Annotated in this window: 16 protein-coding genes; 10 read left to right on the top strand and 6 right to left on the bottom strand. The window is 61.0% G+C overall.

The features are described from left to right. Positions 1-47: 47 nt before the first annotated feature. The 4 genes from CHB97_RS12935 to CHB97_RS12950 form a co-directional block, all read right to left on the bottom strand. Complete coding sequence (locus CHB97_RS12935; RefSeq protein WP_089288382.1) at positions 48-1,586, bottom strand: carboxylesterase/lipase family protein; 1,539 nt, start codon at positions 1,584-1,586, stop codon at positions 48-50. Positions 1,587-1,611: 25 nt separating this feature from the next. Then, positions 1,612-2,016 (bottom strand): DUF6379 domain-containing protein, encoded by a 405-nt coding sequence (locus CHB97_RS12940; protein WP_089288381.1) that lies wholly within the window; start codon positions 2,014-2,016, stop codon positions 1,612-1,614. Further along, complete coding sequence (locus CHB97_RS12945; RefSeq protein WP_089288380.1) at positions 2,009-2,926, bottom strand: sugar phosphate isomerase/epimerase; 918 nt, start codon at positions 2,924-2,926, stop codon at positions 2,009-2,011. The genes CHB97_RS12940 and CHB97_RS12945 overlap by 8 nt, the downstream gene beginning before the upstream one ends. A 74-nt stretch (positions 2,927-3,000) precedes the next feature. Then, positions 3,001-5,343, bottom strand: a complete 2,343-nt coding sequence (locus CHB97_RS12950; RefSeq protein WP_200819930.1) for a TonB-dependent receptor — start codon at positions 5,341-5,343, stop codon at positions 3,001-3,003. 417 nt (positions 5,344-5,760) lie between these two features. On the opposite strand from CHB97_RS12950, the gene CHB97_RS12955 reads away from it, so the two are divergent. The 8 genes from CHB97_RS12955 (at position 5,761) to CHB97_RS12990 (ending at position 17,987) form a co-directional block, all read left to right on the top strand. Beyond that, positions 5,761-6,483: a TetR/AcrR family transcriptional regulator gene (locus CHB97_RS12955; protein ID WP_089288379.1), complete on the top strand. Its 723-nt coding sequence runs from the start codon at positions 5,761-5,763 to the stop codon at positions 6,481-6,483. A gap of 163 nt (positions 6,484-6,646) precedes the next feature. Beyond that, positions 6,647-10,060, top strand: a complete 3,414-nt coding sequence (locus tag CHB97_RS12960) for a glycosyl hydrolase (protein ID WP_200819931.1) — start codon at positions 6,647-6,649, stop codon at positions 10,058-10,060. A gap of 131 nt (positions 10,061-10,191) precedes the next feature. Beyond that, positions 10,192-10,797 carry a TetR/AcrR family transcriptional regulator gene (locus CHB97_RS12965; RefSeq protein WP_089288377.1) on the top strand — a complete coding sequence of 202 codons (606 nt, stop codon included), beginning with the start codon at positions 10,192-10,194 and terminating at the stop codon, positions 10,795-10,797. A 503-nt stretch (positions 10,798-11,300) separates the two neighbouring features. After that, on the top strand, positions 11,301-12,671 hold the full coding sequence (locus CHB97_RS12970) for a patatin-like phospholipase family protein (RefSeq protein WP_160105829.1): 1,371 nt from the start codon (positions 11,301-11,303) through the stop codon (positions 12,669-12,671). Positions 12,672-13,121: 450 nt separating this feature from the next. Next, the gene (locus CHB97_RS12975) at positions 13,122-14,348 is read left to right on the top strand and encodes an NAD(P)/FAD-dependent oxidoreductase (RefSeq protein WP_143270870.1); all 1,227 of its coding nucleotides are present in this window, start codon (positions 13,122-13,124) and stop codon (positions 14,346-14,348) included. 213 nt (positions 14,349-14,561) lie between these two features. Then, positions 14,562-15,515: an AAA family ATPase gene (locus tag CHB97_RS12980; RefSeq protein WP_160105830.1), complete on the top strand. Its 954-nt coding sequence runs from the start codon at positions 14,562-14,564 to the stop codon at positions 15,513-15,515. Then, positions 15,496-16,350 (top strand): ParB/RepB/Spo0J family partition protein, encoded by an 855-nt coding sequence (locus CHB97_RS12985; RefSeq protein ID WP_089288374.1) that lies wholly within the window; start codon positions 15,496-15,498, stop codon positions 16,348-16,350. Before CHB97_RS12980 ends, CHB97_RS12985 begins: the two co-directional genes overlap by 20 nt. 671 nt (positions 16,351-17,021) lie before the next feature. After that, positions 17,022-17,987, top strand: coding sequence for a replication protein RepA (locus CHB97_RS12990; RefSeq protein WP_089288373.1), 966 nt, complete (start codon positions 17,022-17,024; stop codon positions 17,985-17,987). A 112-nt stretch (positions 17,988-18,099) separates the two neighbouring features. Here CHB97_RS12990 and CHB97_RS12995 read toward each other — a convergent pair whose 3' ends face one another. Continuing rightward, the gene (locus tag CHB97_RS12995) at positions 18,100-19,176 is read right to left on the bottom strand and encodes a PLP-dependent cysteine synthase family protein (protein WP_089288372.1); all 1,077 of its coding nucleotides are present in this window, start codon (positions 19,174-19,176) and stop codon (positions 18,100-18,102) included. 226 nt (positions 19,177-19,402) lie between these two features. Here CHB97_RS12995 and CHB97_RS13000 point away from each other — a divergent pair, with 226 nt between their 5' ends. Together CHB97_RS13000 and CHB97_RS13005 are read left to right on the top strand one after the other, a co-directional pair. Beyond that, a complete protein-coding gene (locus CHB97_RS13000; RefSeq protein WP_089288371.1) occupies positions 19,403-19,885 on the top strand; it encodes an Lrp/AsnC family transcriptional regulator in 483 nt (160 codons plus the stop codon). Positions 19,886-19,924: 39 nt separating this feature from the next. Beyond that, positions 19,925-20,893, top strand: coding sequence for a LysR family transcriptional regulator (locus CHB97_RS13005; protein WP_089288370.1), 969 nt, complete (start codon positions 19,925-19,927; stop codon positions 20,891-20,893). A 32-nt stretch (positions 20,894-20,925) separates the two neighbouring features. On the opposite strand, the gene CHB97_RS25945 is transcribed toward CHB97_RS13005, so the two are convergent. Further along, positions 20,926-21,249: a hypothetical protein gene (locus tag CHB97_RS25945; protein ID WP_143270868.1), complete on the bottom strand. Its 324-nt coding sequence runs from the start codon at positions 21,247-21,249 to the stop codon at positions 20,926-20,928. Positions 21,250-21,307: the final 58 nt, after the last annotated feature.

Consider the following 21,307-nt stretch of genomic DNA (forward strand, 5'->3'; position numbering starts at 1 on the left):
CCTATATGGTTTTGTTTCGTTTATCGCGTGATCTGTCCGCCAAACCGTTATGGCGCTGTACTTTCTACCAAATCCAGCCTGGCACGGTATGAATCATCGATGAAACGGGGGCCTTGCAGAGTGAAATCCAGTATCTTGTCCGCTGCTGCGTTATAGGGCAGCCATTCCGGCCCCCCGTTTGCTGTAGGCACACCGTTGCGGGCGAAGGACACGAAATAATCGTGGATAGCCTGCGACGTCGCCTCATCTGTCGGCGTCACCTGCCCCGGAAACCGGACATTGATGGTGCGGAAGACAAACGGGATTTCGCTGGCGTGCATGGCCCCCATCGCGCTCGCCTGCTGTGATTGCGCGATATAGGAGAAGCGATAGCCGAAACTGGTGGCCTTTCGCGCCGCCGCCGCGCGCATGACATAGCGCGCTGGTTCAATGAACCCCCGGTCGCCAGCGATCTTCCAAACCATGATCAGATCATTCGGGCTGGCATAAAGGCGTCTGGCTTCATCGGCCCTGGACCCGAAGCCGGCAAGCGCCCGCTCCGGGTCACGGTCCAGGGGAAATCCGTCCATGCCAGTAGCACCGACCATGACGGGAATGTGGGGTGAGCCATGCCCCGCCGCCAGCAGCCGTTCCGGTTCATCCGTCACAAGCCGCCCGTCAATATGGGGGTTGATCATCAAATGATCGCCGGTTTTCAGCAGGCTTGCCATGCTTGCATCGCCCAAGGTCGATGCCGGCAGTGCCCGCAAGGCAGCAAGACCGGCCGGTCCGGTATCCGTGATCCCGACGGAGCGGGCGTAAGCCACGCCCTTTTCCTCCGCCGTCTTCTGATCCGTCATGCTCATCACACTGCCGGGGCGTCCAGCGCCCGACATCATGATGGCCCGGCTGAACAGCCCCCTTCCAGCATCCAGAGATTGCAACACATGGACGGACCGTCCACCTGCCGATTCACCAAAAATGGTGACATTCGCCGGGTCGCCGCCAAATGCAGCGATGTTGCGTTGAACCCATTTCAGCGCTGCAAGCTGGTCCATGAAACCGAAATTACCGGTCGGGCCACCGCCCGCCTCTGCTGTAAGAGCAGGGTGGGCGAAGAAACCCAAACGGCCGATGCGGTAATTGGCGCTGACCAGAATGACGCCGTTGCGGGCAAAGGCCGTACCGTCATACACACCTGGGGAGGTGCCGCCATTGACAAAGCCGCCGCCATAAATCCAGAACATCACTGGATATTTGACACCCGGTTTCGCGTCCACCGGTGTCCAGACATTCAGGTAAAGACAATCCTCACCCAAGGGACCGCCCAAGGGGGCTGCATCACCCGCGAACGGCACTTGCTGGCAATCATTTCCATAGGATTTAGCCGACCGCACATCCGTCCAGGAGGCGGGAGGAACCGGCGCGCGCCAGCGCAGGTCACCCACAGGCGGTGCGGCAAACGGAATGCCCTTGAAGGCGCGGACACCGTTCTCCTCCACACCCTCCAGCGCCCCAGCCTCCACCGTTACTGTTACATTCGCGGCCTGCGCGGCGACGGCAAGGAAAGGGAAAGCAATAAGGGATGCGGCAATGAGGAAACGCATGTGGTCCTCCCCAATGTATCAGCCATCAAGGCAGAATGATCGTGGCGTGGCGTGCATCGCGCACGAAAACCGGCTGGAATTCCGGCGGGAAATAGGGATGGCGGAAACGGATGGAACTGGCGACATGGTGGACGCCGGGCGCCAGCCCGCCCGCCTTGGGCACGATCACCGTGAAATAGCTGCCGACATAGAGGCGGGCCACCGTTTCCTCGGCCATTTCAGCATGGCTATATTCCCGGTCACCCACGCGGATGCGGCTCTGTTCGGCGGGATATTCCACCCCATCAATCACCAGATCGACACCTTCGATCAGGCTGAGGCGCGAACTGCGGTAATTCGGCTGGCGGATACGCACCTCAAAGCCGGTACGCGCCCCCACCGGGCCGATATTGTGGAAACCGGTGCTCTGGATATGGCTGCGCTCAAGCATGGACGTTCCCCCCGTGCGCGGCATCGTATTCGGCTTCAAGCTTGCGGATCAGCGCGTGCTGGCGGCGCACCTGCTCAATCGATACCCAGGGGTCGCGCGCCCCTTCATATTCGCTGGAGAGATAGCCGGCATAGCCCAGCTTCTTCAGCATCGGCACGATCCGGTCCCACGGGATGTGGTGATCGTGCAGATTTTCATCGATATGGTGGAACTTGGCCTGGATGAAGGGCACGTACTGGATGACATCCGCCAGATGTTCCACCGGCACCTTGATGCCGTTCAGGAAGCTCAACGCCTTTTTGCGGATTTCATCGGTTTCCCCCCCGCCCCACTTGTTCAAGGGGCGGTCCTGGAAGATGCCGGTATCGATCATCAGGCCGAAATTCTTGGTGCCCGTGCGTTCGATGAAGGCGATATAGGCATCTGTCACCGGGTGCTTGATCGGCGTGGGGGAATGGATTTCCGGCAGGATCACGATGCCCAGCTGGTGGGCCAGATCCAGATTGCGTTCCACCGCCGGCTGCCAGATCGGATCGGGTGTCAGCTCGCCATCAATCACGCCGAATTTCGGGCGCAGGAATTTGAAGCCCAGCCGATGGGCCAGCCGCAAATCCTGCGCAATCTGTGCAGCCCCTTCTTCGGCGCTCATATTGCGGCCGATGGTGATGCGGGTATCCACCCAGGCCGCCATATTGGTCGGCTCCAGCTGATACCGGTCCAGCAGGGCAAACCAGTTGTCCAGCCAGGCCGTGGTCGGTTCCGGATATGTCGGGATGCTGGTTTCGCCCAGAATTTCAATACCGGTGGAGCCGGTGCCGGCGACATGGTCGAAGGCATCCTCCAGGCTCATCACCGTGCCCAGATCTTCGGTGTAGCTGTAAAGCGACACCCCATATTTGAACGCGCTCAAGGCGTTACACTCCCTCTTGGCTCAAGGTACCGGTCGCCCGGCCGGGGGGAAGAACCGCCCCGGCCGGGTCAAACTCAGAAGTTCACGCCCATGCGCACACCGATGGTGCGAACGGAGTCGTAATTGAACCGCTGCGTCAGGGTCAGGGTCTTGGCATTGACCGCATCGCCCGGCTCATTCCCGATATTGAAGGGCCGGATCTGGTTGAAGCAGTTCTTGCAGAACAGGCCAGCCGACCAGGACTCCGCCTTGATGGAGAGATTGAGATCAAACCGGTCGGTACTGGGAATGGTCATTTCCGGGGCAAAACCGGAATTCAGCGGCGAGCGATGGTAATAGGTGACGCCCACCGAACCATCCAGGCTTTCCGTCAGCGGGGTGGTGTAATCCGCCGTCAGCGTGCTGGTGAACTTCGCCGACAGGGGCACGCGCCGCCCACTAGCATCAAAGGTGGCATTGATGGCGCAGCTGGGGTCCGGCTGCGTGGCATAGCACTGTACGCCCGGATAGGAATTGAACTTGGCATCCACATAGGACAGGGACGCACCGAGGGTCAGCCCATGCGCCGGACGGACCTGCAGGCCGATATCAATCCCCTTGGTGGTGGCGGTCGCCGCATTGGTCAGGATGATGGTCTGCAGCGGCTCGTTAAAGGACTGAACCTGCAAATTGCTGAAGCGGGTATGGAAGGCGGCGGCGGAGACAACCAGCTTGCGATCCAGCAGGGCCGACTTGACACCGACCTCCCCGCCTTTGGAAATTTCCGGCTGCACACTGATATCGGCCCCCCGCGCCGGGGAGGAGTTGGAGAAGCCCGGCCCCTTATAGCCGCGGCCATAGAAGCCATAGAGCAGCGTGTCCGGCACCACGTCGTAATCAAGACCAACCTTCCAGCTGAAGTTGGTATTGTCGACCTTGCCCCGGCTGATATTGTTGGGCACGCCGAGCGTGACGAAATATTTGCCGGTATTTTCGATCAGATCAATCGATGCCTTGTCATAGGTCAAACGCCCGCCGGCCGTCAGTTTCAACTGTTCCGTCAGGGCATAGTTGAACTGGCCGAAGCCGGCATAGCTGCGCACCTTGCTCTGCAAACTGGCATCCTGACCCAGGAAATAAAGGTTGCTGACGCTGCAGGCCGGTGGCGGCCCCGCCGTCACGGTGGCACCAACGCAGAAGGGGAACTGCGGCAAGGCCGGTGCAGGCAGGTTATTGAAACCACCACGCTGGACCTGATTATCCGTATTGCTTTGGAAGTAATAGAGCCCGGCCTGTCCACCGAACGGCCCGTCATTCGGCAATGCCACGCGCAGTTCCTCAGAGAACTGATTATACTGGCTGGCATTGGTGTTGGTATTCAGGAAATTGACGGGGGTTTGATCGGAATCGCTGGCATAAGACTGGTCCAGTTTCTTCCATGCAGAAATGCTGGATATTTCCAGGCCATTGTCAAACGCATAGGCAAGTTTGCCCTGGACACCGCCCATTTCCAGATCGCGCCAAGCTGGGCCATCGGTGGCCATATCCAGATTGTCAGGACCGGGCACCACGCCGGCCGATGCCAGGATGGAACGATACTGGGTATTGGGGCCGAGCGACCGGTAGGTTGTGTCCCAGAAGCCGGAAACACCCCGGTTTTTAAAGTAATCTCCACCGAGATTGACCGTGAGACCATTGCCGGGATCGGCCAGGAACTTCAAGCGGACGGCCTTTTGTTCCACATCGCCATCATTGCGGCCCACCGGCTTGCCCAGATTCCGCGTCAGCGCATCCTGGTAGCTGTAGGTTCCGGCAATGCGCAGGGCGCTGGTGTCACTGATCGGCACATTCAGGGCCGCCTGGTTACGAATGCCCAACCCGTCGGAACCAGGGCGGCTGCGGCTGGTGCCTTCGGCATTAACATAGCCGCTGGTCTCCCCCAGTTTCGGATCAACCGTGGTGATATTGACCAGGCCGGCAGAGGCGTTCTTGCCGAACAGCAGGCCCTGGGGGCCATTCAACACTTCCACCCGCTGCACATCATAAAGCGCACCGGCAGCGAAGGCGGGAATACCCAGAACCACATCATCAACGACCTGCGAAACCGTCGATTCGACGGTCGGCGAGAAGGTATTGGTACCGATGCCCCGGATGGAGAAGCTGTCATCGCTGCCCGTCTGCAGGCTGGGCGTCAGCTTGGTGAGGGTGCTGAGATCGCTGACCCCATTGGCCGTCAGGACATCTGCCGTAACAACGGACACGCTGGCCGGCACCTTCAGCACGCTTTCGCTGCGGCGCTGCGCCGTGACGATGATCTCGCCGATTACATCCTCTTGCGCAGCGGCACCGGTCGCGCCTTCCTGCGCCTGGGCCATTGCCGGTGCCATGACGGCACAGGATGCCAGCAGCAGCATCTTGATAGTCTTACGGTTTTTCATTCTTGGACCTCCCTCTGTTTTGTCTTGTTTCGGGAACACCCGCTCAGGTGCGCCGCCGCGTTGCCACGGGCATGTGCCGTGACCGACCTTTCTCCCTGCGGCTGATGGGCAACCTCCCTGGTTGGGATATTCTCTTGCGCCGATGTCGAATTGGAATATAATTTTAGTATGGTGATCAGGAACGGTTGTCAAGCGCTGTTGATTGTTCCGTCGCCAAATCACGAAAACCCGCCCGCACGGCGACGGGCGGGAAAACGAAAACAGGGGTCAATGAATTGATATAATTAGTAAAAATATAAATTCTGCCTGCCCGCCCCACCGGCACCATGCCTTTGCCGGGGCGGATATCCTGCGATGTTGCGCAACGGACGGCGCTGCCGAGAGAGGTTGCGGAGCATGGACGCTTCGGAGTAAGCAATGCTGATGATCAAACAGGTGAAATCGTCCAAAGGCGCACAAGCTGTTCCCCGTGCCCGCCGTGCAACGGCGGTGGCAGCGGCGGGCGAACCGGCCCCTGCTGCGCCCGCGGAACGGGGGCCGGTACAGGGGCGCAGCCAGGCGTCCCTGAAACGGATGCTGGCCGCCGCGCGCAACCTGATGCTGGAGCGCGACGGGGAAGATTTCACCCTGAACGATGTCAGCATGACCGGCAAAGTCTCGATCGGCTCCATCTATCACCGGTTTGCCAGCAAGGACGATCTGGTCCGCGCCGTGCTGGAGGCGGAGATGAAAGAGATCGAGGCTGGCGAAACGCTGGTGCAACAGCGTTCGCTGGAACAGAGCCGCAGCCTTGATCAGTTTATCTCTTTATTTATTCGTGATTTTTTTGAGGTCTTGAAGAAGCACTCCCTGTTCATCCGGTTGAATATCCGCCGCGCGGCCACCGACCCGGCCGCCGCCATGCTGGGTGACACACATGAGCAGCGGGCAGCGCAGCGGCTGCATACGGCGCTGACGGTCTATGCCGCGGATATTCCCGGCGATCTGGATCGGAAGGCCTCCTATTCCATGCTGATGATCTTCTTTGCCCTGGCCTGGCAGCTCACCCCCGAAATGCCGCGCCCCACCAAGCCGCAGCAGCATCCGGATTGGGTGATCATTGAGCTTTGCACGATGATCACCTCCTATCTGAAGAACTGATCTCTCCCGGCGCCGGCCAACGGCGCCGCTCGCTTCAGGCGCGCGCCCCTGCGGGGCCTGCTCGCCCCCCCCCTTTGGCCATAAATGCACGACCTTGGAGAGTGAGCCTGATGATCACGCTTCATACCGGCGGCACGAAATCATGACCAAAGGTCACGCTTTCATGCCCCTCAATCGCCGGCGCCAGCATCCGCTGGCTTGGCTACGCCGCACGAGCGGCGCGGCGGCAGTCGCCGCCGTACCAACGGTCATGAAGGATGACCGTTGGTATCAGTCCCTGCGCGCCGCTGCCCTGGCCGCAACCCTGCTGCTGCCCCCGGCGGCCATGGCTGCCGATGCCGCCGGCACGCTGGACCAGCAGTTCCGCACCCCGCCCGCCTCCGCACGCCCGCATGTCTGGTGGCACTGGATGAATGGCAATATCAGCGCGGATGGGGCGACACTTGATCTGGAATGGATGCAGCGGGCCGGCATCGGCGGCGTGCAGATTTTCGAAGGCAATCTGGAAACGCCGCAGCTGGTCCCCGAACGGCTGATCTATATGTCGCCGGCCTGGAAAGCCGCCCTGCGCAGTGCCGTCGCCAAAGCCCAGGAACTGGGCCTTGAGGTTGCCATCGCCTCTTCACCAGGGTGGAGTGCGACGGGCGGCCCCTGGGTCAAACCCGAAGCGGCAATGAAGAAACTGGTCTGGAGCAGTGTCACCCTGTCCGGCGGAAAGCCGCAGCGGCCCGCCCTGCCCCAGCCCGCCGGCACGGCCGGCCCCTATCAGGATATTCCGCAGGCCATGATCAAGCCGGGGGCGGGTGAGGGGCCGGCCTTCTACCGCGACATTGCCGTGCTGGCCTGGCCGACAAGGGCCAAACCCTTGCCCAGCCCGCACGTCACCGCCAGCAGCGGCACGGTGCCGGCCGGGATGCTGGGGGATGACCAGTTCGGGCCGACCATCGATCTTCCCTTCAGCGGCCCCGATTCCGCTGCCTGGGTGATGCAGAGCTTCGACAAGCCCGTCACCATCCGCTCTGTGGTGGTGGGCCAGCCCGGTGCGCGCGGCTTCGGCGCCGCCACCCCGCCCTTGATCCGGCTGGAGGCAAGCGATGATGGCGTCTCCTTCCGCCCCGTCGCCACATTGCCGGCCACCCGTTCCCCCGTGCGCTCTGCCACTTTCGCCCCAGTCACCGCACGACATTTCCGCCTCACCCTGTTGGTGCCGGCGGCACCGGCCGGGGGGCCGCCGTCCTTTGCGGCCGGGGTCGTGATGCCGCGCTTTCCGGCACCGCCGGCCGTCTATCGCCTGTCGGAATTCCGGCTGGACAGCGCACCGCGCGTGCATCGCGCGGAGGAAAAGGCGGGGTTTGCTGCTGCCGATGATTATGACGCCCTGGCCACCCCGTCGGCGGCGGTGGACAGCGCCCCCGCTGCGGCCGATGTGGTGGATCTGACCAACCGGCTGCGGCCCGACGGCACGCTGGATTGGACCCCGCCCGCCGGACAATGGCGCGTGGTCCGCTTCGGCTATTCCCTGACCGGGCACCAGAACGCCCCAGCCCCAGCGGAGGCGACCGGGCTGGAGGTGGACAAGCTGAGCGCCCAGCATGTCGCCGATTACGCCAACCATTATTTCGGCCTGTACCGCGCGGCGGTGGGGGATGGGCTGATCGGCGGCAAGGGTATCCGCGCCCTGCTGAGCGACAGCATCGAATCCGGCCCACAGAACTGGACGGAAAATATGCTGGCCGAATTCCGCGCCCGTCGCGGTTATGATGCCCTGCCCTGGCTGCCCGCCCTGACCGGCCAGATCATTGGCGGGGCAGAGGCCAGCGACCGTTTCCTCTGGGACTTTCGCCGCACCATCGCCGAACTGCTGGCGGAAAACCATTATGGCACCCTGGCGCGGGTGGCGCGGGAAAATGGGCTGCGCTATTACGCCGAAGCGCTGGAAGATCATCGCCCCCAGCTGGGCGATGATATGGAGATGCGGCAGCACGCCGACATTCCCATGGGCGCCATGTGGACCCTGCCGAAGGGCGGGGCGCCGAGACCCACCTTTGTTGCCGATCTGCAGGGGGCGGCCTCCGTCGCGCATATTTACGGCAAGAAACTGGTGGCCGCCGAGGCCTTCACGGCCTTTGGCCAGCCCTGGGCCTTTTCCCCCCGCGACCTGAAGCCCACCGCCGATACCCTGTTCGCCCTGGGTGTCACCCGGCCGATCATCCACACCTCACCGCATCAGCCCTTCACCGACGGGCGGGCGCCCGGCCTGGCGCTGGCCCCGGTGCTGGGCCAATATTTCAGCCGCACGGAGACCTGGGCGGAGCAGGCGCGCGGCTGGACCGATTACCTCGCCCGCTCCGCCTATCTGCTGCAACAGGGCCGCTCCCAGCAGGACATCGCCTATTTCTATGGGCAGGAAGCGCCGATTACCGGGCTTTACGGCGATGCGCCACCGGCCGACCTGCCGGCGGGCCATGGCTTTGATTTTGTCGGCGCCGATGCGCTGCTGAACCAGCTCTCCGTGGAGAATGGCGATCTGCTGGCCAAAAGCGGGGTTCGTTACAAGCTGCTGGTGCTGGGCGGCAGCAGCCAGCGGATGACCCTGCCCGTGCTGCGCCGGATCGCCGAGCTTGCCGCAGCCGGGGCCACGATTGTCGGTGCCAAGCCGCTGGGCTCCCCCAGCCTTGCCGATGATGCGGCGGCTTTCCAGGCGCTGGCCGATCAGCTTTGGGCATCAGGCCGCATCCTGCCGGACCTGCCATCGGCGCTGCAGGCCCGGCAACTGACACCAGACTGGGATGCTGGCCCCTTGACGGCAAATCTCGCGGTGCTGCATCGACAGTTGGATGATGGCGATCTTTACTTTGTCAGCAACCGCAGCGCCGACCGTCTGACCGGTGCCATCCGCTTCCGGGTCAGCGGCAAGGCGCCGGAACTGGCGCGGGCGGAAACCGGGTCGATCGAACCGGCCGCCTACCAGATCGCCGATGGCCGCACCCAGGTGCCATTGTCGCTGGAAGGGCATGAGGCACTGTTCGTGCTGTTCCGCAAACCGGCCACAGCCGACAGTCTGGCCCTGACGGCACCCGCCCTGCGCCCCGCCCTGCCCTTGACCGGCCCGTGGGAGGTACGCTTCCAGCCCGGCCGGGGTGCCCCCGCCTCCCACCGGTTCGACACGCTTGTCTCCTGGACGGCGATGCCGGAACCGGGCATCCGCTATTTCGCCGGCACCGCCAGCTATCACCGCGAATTTGACCTTCCTGCCACCATGACCGCGCACAAACAGCCAATCTGGCTGGACCTGGGCGACGTGCGGGAGATGGCGGAGATCATGATCAATGGACAGGCGGCGGGCCTGTTGTGGCACCCGCCTTACCGGACGGAGATCACCTCCCTGCTGAAGCCGGGCCGCAACCGGATAGAGGTGCGGGTGACCAATCTCTGGGTCAATCGTCTGATCGGCGACGCCCAGCCCGGTGCGGCGAAAATCACCTACACGCAGGCCCCCGCCTATAGCGCAGAGGCCCCCCTGATCCCGTCGGGCCTGCTGGGTCCGGTACAATTGCTGACCGTCTCCCCCCGGTAGATTGACGGCAGCGGAGCCGCCGGGGTAAACCGGCGCTTGTAACGCTGGCCCCGGCGGCACCAGCCCGGCTGATCGCAGAGCAGACGATCAGCCGGCGCTTCGCCTCACCGCATCAGGACGCGATGTAGATTATGGCAAGAAAAGGCAATGCGTCCCTTTCCTATCATCGGGAAAATCTGCGGCGTGACCTGATCGAGGCCGGCCTCTCCTATGTGTCCGACCATGGGCATGACACGCTTTCTGTGCGGACACTGGCGAGCCTGGTCGGTGTCTCCTCCGGCGCGCCCTATTACCATTTTGCCGATCGGCGCGCCTTGCTGCTGGCCGTCGCCTGTGAGGGGTATGAACGGTTAAGCGGCTCGGGCGCCGACACGCTCCGCAGCATCAGCGATCCTGTCGAGCGCCTGATCGGCCTCAGCCGGCATTTTCTGGCCTTCGCGCACGCGCATCCGCGTCTGTTCGAACTCATGTATGAGAGCGAGCTGACACGGCCGGAACTGGACCCGGTCATAAAGGACGCTCAAACTGTAGGCTTCTCTCTGCTGCGGGATGCGCTGGCAGCGGCCATCCCCGATGTTCCGGAGGAAGAATTCACCACGCGTATATTGAGTGCCTGGTCCATGTTATATGGATTCTCCAGCCTTCAGAATAAGAAGATACTGAAACCTTACGCCATGTCGCCAGATGTTTCAGAATCCGTCGTCAGGTTGCTGATGACCAGTATTTTATCGGCCTGATCATCAGCGTTTTCGAACTCTTGACCTTTTCCACCGTCATTCCCGCGAAGGCGGGGAATGACGGTTAAGAGATCGGAAAAGAAGTGAAAGTTCCTGGACGGACTTTCACCCTTTCCCCCTGCCCAGGCATTATACCAGCGGCACGAAATCATGACCGATGGTCACGCTTTCGCGCCCCTCAGTCGCCGGCGCCAGCATCCGCTGGTTTGGCTACGCCGCACGTGCGGCGCGGCGGCAGTCGCCGCCGTACCAACGGTCATCACTTATGACCGGTGGTATAATCCACGTCATCTGTATTGTCGGGCGTTGTTTCAGGCCAGCACAGCCTAATTCGGACATGTCGGACATATCGGACACCCATCGACCGCCCTCCCGGATATTGAGTAAGTTACTGATTATATTGAGATGTTGATGTGGTGCGAAAAATGCTTTCCGGAATGATGTCCCGGTGACGAATGTCATGCCGGAACTCGACATCACTGACGATAAACGGAGATCTAACTATGCCTAGCATAAATATTCTGGCCATTGACGGCGGCGGGATGATGGGCGTCATCCCTGCCCGCATCCTGTCTTATCTCGACGGCTCTGTGACGAACTCCTCACTGAAGACGATGCCAAAGAGCTTGGCCTCAATCCCGGATATCTTTGGCTATGTGGCGGGCACGTCGACCGGGGCGCTGTTGGCGGTTGGATTGACGGTGCCCCCCTTATCGGCGTCGCAGCCCCTGACCGGCGACGGCGCGCTGGACCTATATCAAAATAATGCTTCGTCAATTTTTCCAGGTAATGTATCTCTTTTCGATGTAGTTACATCAAGCGTGACCGCATTCGGAAATACATCTGTGATATGTAATGAATCAACTAAAAACAAACCACAAGCTACAGGGCTTGCCAGTGTCATAGCAAGTAATTATGGGGCCCCGAGCTGGGCTGGATGTTATTATCTAATTGATGGTATTGTCAACGAATGGCTGCCATCTAGTGTGGGTGGCGGAGTTGTTTATAATTCCTTGGAGGGATTGAAAACGCCTGCTCTGAATAACTCCTCTTCTTTTGTCTGTCTATCGGATACGAATACAACGCTGATCATTCCGAGCTTCAATGGTAATTTGGGTGGACAGTCCGTATCCACGACCGCGTTTCCCCCGGTCTTGACGCAAATCGACGATCAGTCGGTTCCGTGGGGTCCGGTGATCATCACCAACGACACCACGGTTTTGAATAACGCGATGGGCACCAATGCGTCAGCCCAAAATATTAGCGTGTTCCAGGCCTGCCTGATGACGTCGGCCTGCCCAATGGTGCTGCCACCTGTGCCTTATGACCTGCAGTTCGGTTCGATGCAGAGCGATCCAAGCGGGTGTAATTACTTCCTTGATGGGGGTGTCTGGGCGAACAATCCGACGCAGGCAGCCTTGCTTTACGTAAAGCAACAGAACGAAATACGGAATCAAAATGGCGAGGAACCCCTGACGATCAACTGCATTGTGTCGATCGGTTGTGGCATGTCTTCGGAGCCCAGCGGCCTGGATTATGCCACAGTTGAGAAAATGGGGGGCGGGATCACCGGGATAGGGGGCAGCGGTTGGTTGAACTATAATGGCATCAACGCACTGGATGCGACGATTGCATCCGGGGCGTCCCTCCTCACATCCACCGAAATGGGGGCGGATTTTCCGAACAATTATTTCCGCCTGGATCCCGTGTTGCCCTCAGGCACTGCAGCGCCGTTCTGGAGCAATCAGTCCAGTACACTTGCCAATTGGGTCAGCGCGGCGGATAGCCTGGTGGAAACTTGGGTCGGTGCTAACAATGCCGATAGCACGTGGAACCAGATGATCACTCAACTCCAGAAGTGCATGTCAAGCTGATCTGATCCCAGGTGAATAATGCCAATCCGCCTTGATCTTGACCGATCAAGGCGGATTTCGCGTGTGGCCCCAGCACGAGCGCCCGCATCCGCAGGCTTGGCTTGCGGCGCATGACCGCCGGCCTGCAATCCGCCAAAGGTCAAGATTTTCAGCCGGTGGTATTATCCCAATCTCCCTTGATCGTGACCGATCCAGGGAGATTTTGTGTCCCCTCATGCGCCGGGCGCTGCCGTCCGGCAGCTTGGCTTGCGCGCCACGTGGCGCGGGCCGGCGGTCGCCGGCCTCCGACCCGCAGGTTTCCTTTCCCTAAAAACGAACGGGAATTCCATGTCGGCAACCGCCCGCAACGCCGGTTGACAAGCGTTCGGACTTAATCTAAGCATTGCTTAGATTGGATCAGGCACCATGTGCCGGCCAAAATGACAAAATCACAAAATACAGGGAGGCTTGATGAGCACGCACATTAAGGGGACGATCGCCATCGTTGGTGCCGGGCCGGGGGGCATGGCGACCGCACTGGCGGCGATCCGGCTGGGATTTGAGGTTATGTTGTTCGAGCGGGCGGCGGAGATCAAGGCGGCCGGCAACATCTTGAACCTCTGGCCGCCCCCGCAGAAAATCCTGAAGATCATCGGCGTTGATACCAACGACCTTGGCGCACCCTGCCAGACCTTCTTCGAACGCTACGACGGCAAGCAAAGGGCAGAAGTCATCCTGCCGGACGAGGTGGTCAGGGAATATGGTGGTGGTTTCATCGGCCTGCTGCGATGGGGCCTTTACAAGCGGATGCTGGATGCACTGCCGCCGGGCGTGCTGCGTCTCGGGCATAATCTGACCGGCATCCATGATGATGGCGCCAAGGTCAGGCTCACATTCGCCAATGGGCAGACATTCACCGCCGACATCCTGGTCGGGGCCGATGGTATCAATTCCTTTGTCCGCAAGACGCTGTGGGGCGATGAACCGATCCGCCACCAGCGCCTGCATCTGGTGGGGGGCTATCTTTTCCTGGACAGCCCACCGGAAGGCAAAGGCGTCATCGCCCATAACCGCACCACCCAGGTCAGCTACACCCCCATCCGGCATGACGGAAAATGGGGATATGAATGGTGGGTGCTGGAAGCCTGTGATCCCAGTCAGCCGCCACCGGCGGACCTGCTGTCCTTCAGCCGGGAACGTGCCGCCGGCTTCACCCGGAAGGTGCGGGATCTGATCGATGCAACCCCGGCAAAGCATCTCCAGCGCTGGGAAATCCGTGATCGCCCGCCCTTGAAGCAATGGTCGAAGGGGCGGACAACCCTGGTCGGCGACGCCGCACATCCCACATCACCCTATGCCGCCTATGGTGCCGGCATGTCGATTGAGGATGGGTATTTCCTGGCGCGCGAACTGGACAAGGTTTCACTGAGCGATACGGAGGCGGTACGCGGCGCGCTTCAGCGGTTCGAGGATCGACGCAAGCCGCACACGGCGCAGGTCAGCCAGGGGGCGTTCCATACCGGGCGCATGTTCCATCACATGCCCCGGCTGTTGCGCCCGTTGAGGGACTGGGTTTTTGACAATACGCCCCTGTTGCAGAAATTTGTCGGCGATGCGATGCCGGGTCACATCCTGTCCCAACTGGCGGAAATTGAGGATGCCCCACCCTTTCGGCCGGCGGTTTTGTCGGCACCATGATCGGCCCCTTCGCCGAACTGGCAAGCGGCGGATCGGCCGCGCTGACCGCCGCCAGAATGATGGCGATGTGCAACGTTGCACATCGCTTCAGGACAGGCTGTTCAACGTGATAAAGTTGACACCACACCGTCAACTTCATTGACACTCCCCCTCCCCTCCCCCACTCTGGCTCGACACAGGTCAGTGAAGGGTTGGGAGATGGCGGGAGAGGCGTTGAAAGCGTTCCGCAAGCGCAAAGGGCTGACGCAGGAAGGCTGCGCACGGCACCTGAACGAAGCGCTCGGGCGGTCTTATGACAAGGCCCGGATCAGCCGATGGGAAAGCGGCAAAGAACCGGTGCCCGATGCGGTGCTGCGCCTGATCGGCGGCGGCGGACATCCCGGCCGGGCGCGGGTCATCGCCTGTTCCAACCAGAAAGGTGGCGTGGGCAAATCCGCAACCGCCGTCAATCTGGCCGCCAGTTTCGCCCGGCTGGGCTTTCGCGTGCTGCTGGTGGATGCTGATCCGCAGGCCAGTGCCACCGCCATGGTGGGATGCGATATTATTGAACTGGAAGAACGCAGCGCCACGCTGCATTCCGTGCTGGTGGATGACCGCCCGGTGCGCGACACGCTGATCCGGCTGCGCACCTTCGATGTGCTGCCCTCTGGTCTGGCATTGGCCGAGTTTGACAGCGCCGCTGGCCTGGTGGGGCGGGAAACAAGGCTGAAGGCGGCGCTGGCGGAACTGCTGGGCGATTATGATTTCATCCTCATCGATACGCCGCCCAATCTCGGTTCCATGACCATCAACGCCTTGAACGCGGCTGATCATGTGCTGATCCCCGTGGCAACCCGGCCGGTGGATTTGCTGGGTATCCCCCTGCTGCTGAAAACCATCGGCCGGGTGCGTCGCTTCACCAATCATGAATTGACGGTGCTGGGCGTGCTGCCCACCATGTTCGCCGAGCGGCAGACAGTTGACCGGGAAGTCCTCTCTGACCTGCGGGCCCGCTTCACCGGCAACAGCGACCTTGGCCGCGTGTTCGAACCGATCCGCATGAGCACCGGCATCAACCAGGCTGCCTATAATAATGTGATTGCGGTTGAGGCCCTGCCCCCGGACCACCCGGTTCAGGCCTATTTCCATCTGGCGAAGGAGATTGCCGGTGAAGCTACAGAAGGGTAAGTCGGCCTTCGGCCGGGCCATGGATGATGTTGCGGCACGCGGTGACGGCTCCCTCATCTCCCGCGATTTTCCCCGGCTGATTGAGGTGGAGCGGGCGCGGGTCCATCCCCGCGCCGATCAGCCGCGCCGACATTTCAACGAAGATGAACTGCGCCAATTGGCGGAAAGCATCGAACGCCAGGGGCTGTTGCAGCCCATCCTGGTCCGCCCGATGCTGGATGCGCGCGGCGAATATGAGATTGTCGCCGGGGAACGGCGCTGGCGGGCCCTTGGCCTGCTGGAGCGGCCGACCCTGCACGCCATCGTCACCAACGGCAATGCGGAGGAAATTGCCCTGGTGGAGAACCTGCAGCGTGTCGACCTGACACCGCTGGAGGAGGCGCGGGGCATCCAGGCCTTGATGGAAAGCCATGCCTATACGCAGGAAGCCGCCGCCGGCGCCCTGGGGTGGAGCCGGACACAGATCAACCGCGTGCTGAAGCTGCTCTCCCTGCCCGACGATATCCTGGCTGAATGTGCAACGTTGCACCTTTCCCGCAACGCCATGGTTGAACTGGCCCTGGCAGAGGCGGGGGCGGAGCGTGCGCGGCTGTTGGACATGCTGCGCAACGGGGCATCCGTCAAGGCACTGCGCGAGGCCCGTGGACAGAAGTCGGAAGGGCCGGGCAACCCCGTACCGCAGCCCCACCCCAAGGCCAGCCCCCTGCAACGTGCCATGACCCAGGTTGAAGGCGGTTTGAAGGTTCTGTCCCGAACCTCGGCCCCCTTGGATAATGATCAGCGCCGCACGCTGGAGGCACTGCGGGCGATGATCGACCAGCTGCTGCAAGGCTAGGGCAGGGCAGGGGGGGGCCGGCAGTCGCCGGCCCGCCGCTCGGCAGCGGCGTAAGCCAAGCTGCCGGAGGCAACGCCCGGCGCCTGAGGGAACAAAAAATCTCCCTGGATCGGTCACGATCAAGGGAGATTGGTATTAGAGCGGATCGCGGAAAAGCGGAATCCCTTTGGAGCGTGAATCCGCTCGCTGAACAAGGAATTAGAGCCACTCTCCCCACCGCCTGCATACGGAATCTTCTGACACCCCGTCCTTCCGTCCCCAGCAAAGGCGGGGATAGTCGGAATCTTCTGACACCTCTTTTGCAGCCAACGCCGCCGATTCCCCGATATTCGGAATCTTCTGACAGCCAAAAACACGATTCGCCATGGTATCGGGAATCTTGTGACACCCGAAAATGCCCCAAGAGGTAAGGGAGACGCCCCCAAGAAGTAAGGTTTCGGAATCTGCTGACAAGTTATTCGGATTCTTCCGACATTTGCCCCATTGCGGGACTCGGCGGAATCCCTGCAACCCGGCTTTTATCCACAGGAATCTTCTGACGGTACTAATAATGTTATCTAATAACTAAGCCTAGTAGGTGTCAGAAGATTCCGATCTAGACATTGATACAGCGATAGCTATGGTTTTGCTGATCCATGCATTCAGGCATAGAGCCAGGAACAGTGAGCGACATGGCCGATCTTGACGACATCCATACGCTGATCAGGGCACATGATGGCGATCTGGACAAGGTTCGGGAATTGCGGCCGGCGATGAGCAAGGCGCAACAGAACCTGTTCGACATTGCCGTTGGCATGATGGCGGAAGCAGAGGGCGGGATCGGCATTTCGCATTCAGGCTTTGCCTTGACCTGTCTGCCCCATAAATCCATCGACAAGTCAGACAAGCCGCATCTTTGGCGCAAGCCGGGCTATCGCACGACACTTCTGGTCCAGTCCGGCTATACGGAAACGGGGGAGGTTATCGGCGTCCCCTATGGCAGCCGGGCGCGGATGATCCTTGTCTATCTGCAAACCCAGGCGGTGCGAAACAACAGCCCGGTGATTGAACTGGGGCGCAGCCTACATGCCTGGATGAAGGCCATGGGTGTCTCCAGCGCCGGGGGCATGACCTATAAGCAGATTGCCGAACAGGCTCGCCGGATCAGCGCCTGCACGCTGACCTTCCTTTCCGGTGATGCCTCCACCGAAATCCGTTCGAACGGTGCCTTTATCGAGGATAGTATCCTCAGCTTCCAGGCCGATGATGACCGGCAGCCGCAGCTTTGGACGGATCAGGTGCGGCTGCATCGCCGTTTCTTTGAAGATTTGCGCAAACACCCGGTGCCCATTCTGGAATCCGCCTTAAGGGGGATTGCGTCGAATAGTGCGGCGATCGACATCTATATCTGGCTGGCTTATCGGCTGCATGTTCTCAATGAAGCGAAATTAATGCCCTGGCCGGCCCTGTTTGAACAGTTTGGCGGCGGCTACCAGCATTTACGGCAGTTCAAACAGCCCTTTCTGGATAGTCTGCGGGTGGCGATGGCGGCGTATCCGGAGGCGCGCGTAACCCTGAACGATCAGGGGCAGGGGATTGTTCTGCACCCCTCCGCCCCACCCGTCCCCAAAATCACGGCCCGTAACGCCGTTGCCTGACAGGGTTGGCGGGCGTCAGTAGATTCCGAACGGAAGAGGGCAGGGGATATATTTCGGAATCTACTGACAGGCGTTCCCCCATGCGCCGGGCGCTGCCCTCCGGCAGCTTGGCTTACGCGTCCACGAGAACGCGGGCCAACGGCAGGAAATGCTGCAGCCGGGCGGTGCCGGAATGGGTGTCCAATTGCTTGGCGGCCACCCAGGCATCGTCGAAACAGGTGGAGGCATAGCGCTCCCCCGGATCGCAGAGCAGCGTGACGATGGAGCCGGTTTGGCCGGCATCCACCATTTCCTGAATGATCGCCAGACAGGCGACAATATTGGTGCCGGTGGACGGGCCGCAGCCGCGCCCCAACACGCGGCTGATATGGCGGGCGGCCATGATGCTGGCGCTGTCCGGCACGGCGATCATGCGGTCAATCACCTCTGGCATGAAGGAGGGTTCCACCCGGGGCCGGCCGATGCCTTCCACGCAGGAGACGGGGCCCGTCACGGTCAGCACCGACCGGTCGGCAAAATGGCGGTGGAAGACGGAATGTTCCGGGTCAGCCACGCAGAGATTGCTGCTGAACCCGCGATAGCGGATGAAGCGCCCGATGGTGGCCGAGGTGCCGCCCGTGCCGGCACCGCAGACAATCCAGGCCGGCACGGGATGGCGTTCGCGGGCCATCTGGTCGAAGATGCTGTCGGCGATGCAGCCATTGCCGCGCCAGTCGGTGGCGCGTTCGGCATAGGTGAACTGATCCAGATAATGGCCGCCGGTTTCCCGCGCGATGCGTTCGGCCGTATCATAGACCTGCCTTGGATCATCCACCATATGGCAATGGCCGCCCTGGTGGCGGATGGCCGCCACCTTCTCCGCCGCCGTGGCGGCGGGGATGACGGCGATGAAGCGCAGGCCCAGCAGCCGGGCGAAATAGGCCTCTGACACGGCGGTGGAGCCGGAAGAGGATTCCACCAGCGTCGTTTCCGGCCCGATCCAGCCATTGCACAGCGCGTGCAAAAACAGGGAACGCGCCAGCCGGTGCTTCAGGCTGCCGGTCGGGTGGCTGGATTCATCCTTCAGATACAGGTCAATGCCCGGCGCGTTGGCCAGCGGCACGCCGATCAGATGGGTGTCGGCTGAGCGGTGCTGTTCGGCCCGGATGATCTCCACTGCCCTGGCCAGCCATTCGCGTTGCGTGTTCATGCTACCCTGTCCTGTGCCTGATCCTGTTCTTGTCCCCGCCATGGCGCCTGGGCAGCAGGGCAGGGGCCTTCTTTTTAACCGCAGACGGGCGGGATGTGTTTGCAATGTCATGCGGGGATGCTGGACCCTGCGCAACGTGAGTGTATGATGGGAGAGATTGGCGCAAAACTTTTGCGCCCTGGCCGGAAAGGCTCAAACCCATGCCGGTAATTGTCAGGATATGCCCATGATCAATGCGCGCGATATTGCCATTCTCGACATTCTGCAGCGCGACAGCGACACGTCCCTCAGCGAGATGGGGGAGAAGGTGCATCTTTCCCCCTCCGCCTGTTCGCGCCGCATCGCACAGCTGCGGGAGGCGGGGTTCATCCGCCGCAATGTGGCGCTGCTGGATCGCGCCACGGTGGGGCTGCCCACCACCCTGTTTGTCACGGTGGGTTCCGGGGAGCACAGCGAGGAATGGACCAGCCGCTTCCGCCAAGCCGTGGCCGAAATCCCCGAGATTGTGGAGGCGCACCGGATGACCGGATCGGTCGATTACATCCTGAAAATCGTGCTGCCCAATGTGGAGGACTATGATCGGGTCTATAAGCAACTGATCCGGCGGATCAAGATGACCGATGTCAGCGCCTTCATCTCCATGGAGACGGTGAAATCGGTGGAAGCGCTGCCCTTGACGGTCTTGCGCAATGCCGCCAGTCAGGGATGATGGTGCGCGCCCTTCCGCCCCCTGTCCCGGTGATGTCCCTTGTCTTCTGACCAGTTGCCCCGCCTGCGCCGGCTGAACGCCAATTTGCTTTACGCGCTCTATGCCGTGCTGGAAATGCCGACCTTGACGGAGGCGGCGCAGAAAATGGCGCTGACCCAGCCGGCGATGAGCATGGCGCTGCGCCGGCTGCGCGACCATTTCGGTGATGAGCTGGTGATCTATGGCCCCAGCCGGCAATTAACGGCACTGGGGACGGCGCTGCGGCCGCGGGTGGGGCGGCTGCTGCGGGAAATTGACGACACGTTCCATCTGTCGCTGGATTTCGATCCGGCGCACGCCAAGGGCAGCGTCATTCTGACGGCACCGGAGGCGATTGAGCTGATCTTCCTCAGCACGGTGGTGGAGAAGATTTTACAGACGGCACCGGGGCTGGATATTCAGCTGCTGCCCTTTGAATATGGCCGCACAGACCGGTTGTTCGAACGTGGGGTGGATGTGGCCATCGTCCCGGTGGCGATGGCCGACGGGGAATTCTGTTCACAACCCCTGTTTGATCATGGGCTGACCGGTCTGGTCTGTCGCAATTTCCCCATTTCCGACCCTGGTGGTAACATATCGCGGGAAACTTATCTGGCAGGTCGGCACGCTGCCCTGTTCGACACTATCGAACAGGCCATGTTTGCCATGCATGAACCAGACGATCTGTTTCGACAGCGCCGTATCGTCGTGCGCACGGCCCATTATTCCATGCTGCCGCGCCTTGTGATGAACAGCGATCTGATCGTCACCACCAGCGATTGGTTGGCCCAATATTATGCCAACGACTTGCCGGTGAAAGTGGTCACCCTGCCTGTCATCAAGAAACCCACTCCCCTGGTGGCGCAGTGGCAGCGCCACCGGACGGACGAACCGAAGATCCGCTGGATCATCGATATGTTCTTCCAATGTCTCACCTGGCGGGCGGGGTATCGGATGGGGGGCGAGGTCATACCCATCGGCGGTCAGTGAAACGCATCGCCCCGCGGTTGCGGCGGCGCCGTTCAGCCCTGTGGCTTTGTCAGCAAAGCCCCATCAATCAAATTGATGATGCAATAACCATTATTGATTTGCATTGATCCGGTGTGCGCCCCAGCATACTTCCAGATGGGTGACATAATCATCACCGCCGATGGCGGTAAAATGGACGATGATCCGACCTCACCCAAATAAAGAGTAGACGATCCGCCGGTATTCACGCCATGCGTGCATTCACGCATGAATAAATATCCGGAAACCGGGTCACCAAAAACTTTCCCCTTCTGCCATAGGGGGAGAGAACGGGCTTGGATGTCAAAAATCCACACTCGAATAAACCAAAACTCCATCAGTTTTGATGGAGAAATAAAAATGAACGGGCGTAGGCGACAACAATTTTCTGCAAAG

Source organism: Azospirillum sp. RU38E (assembly GCF_900188385.1).
Classification (GTDB): domain Bacteria; phylum Pseudomonadota; class Alphaproteobacteria; order Azospirillales; family Azospirillaceae; genus Niveispirillum.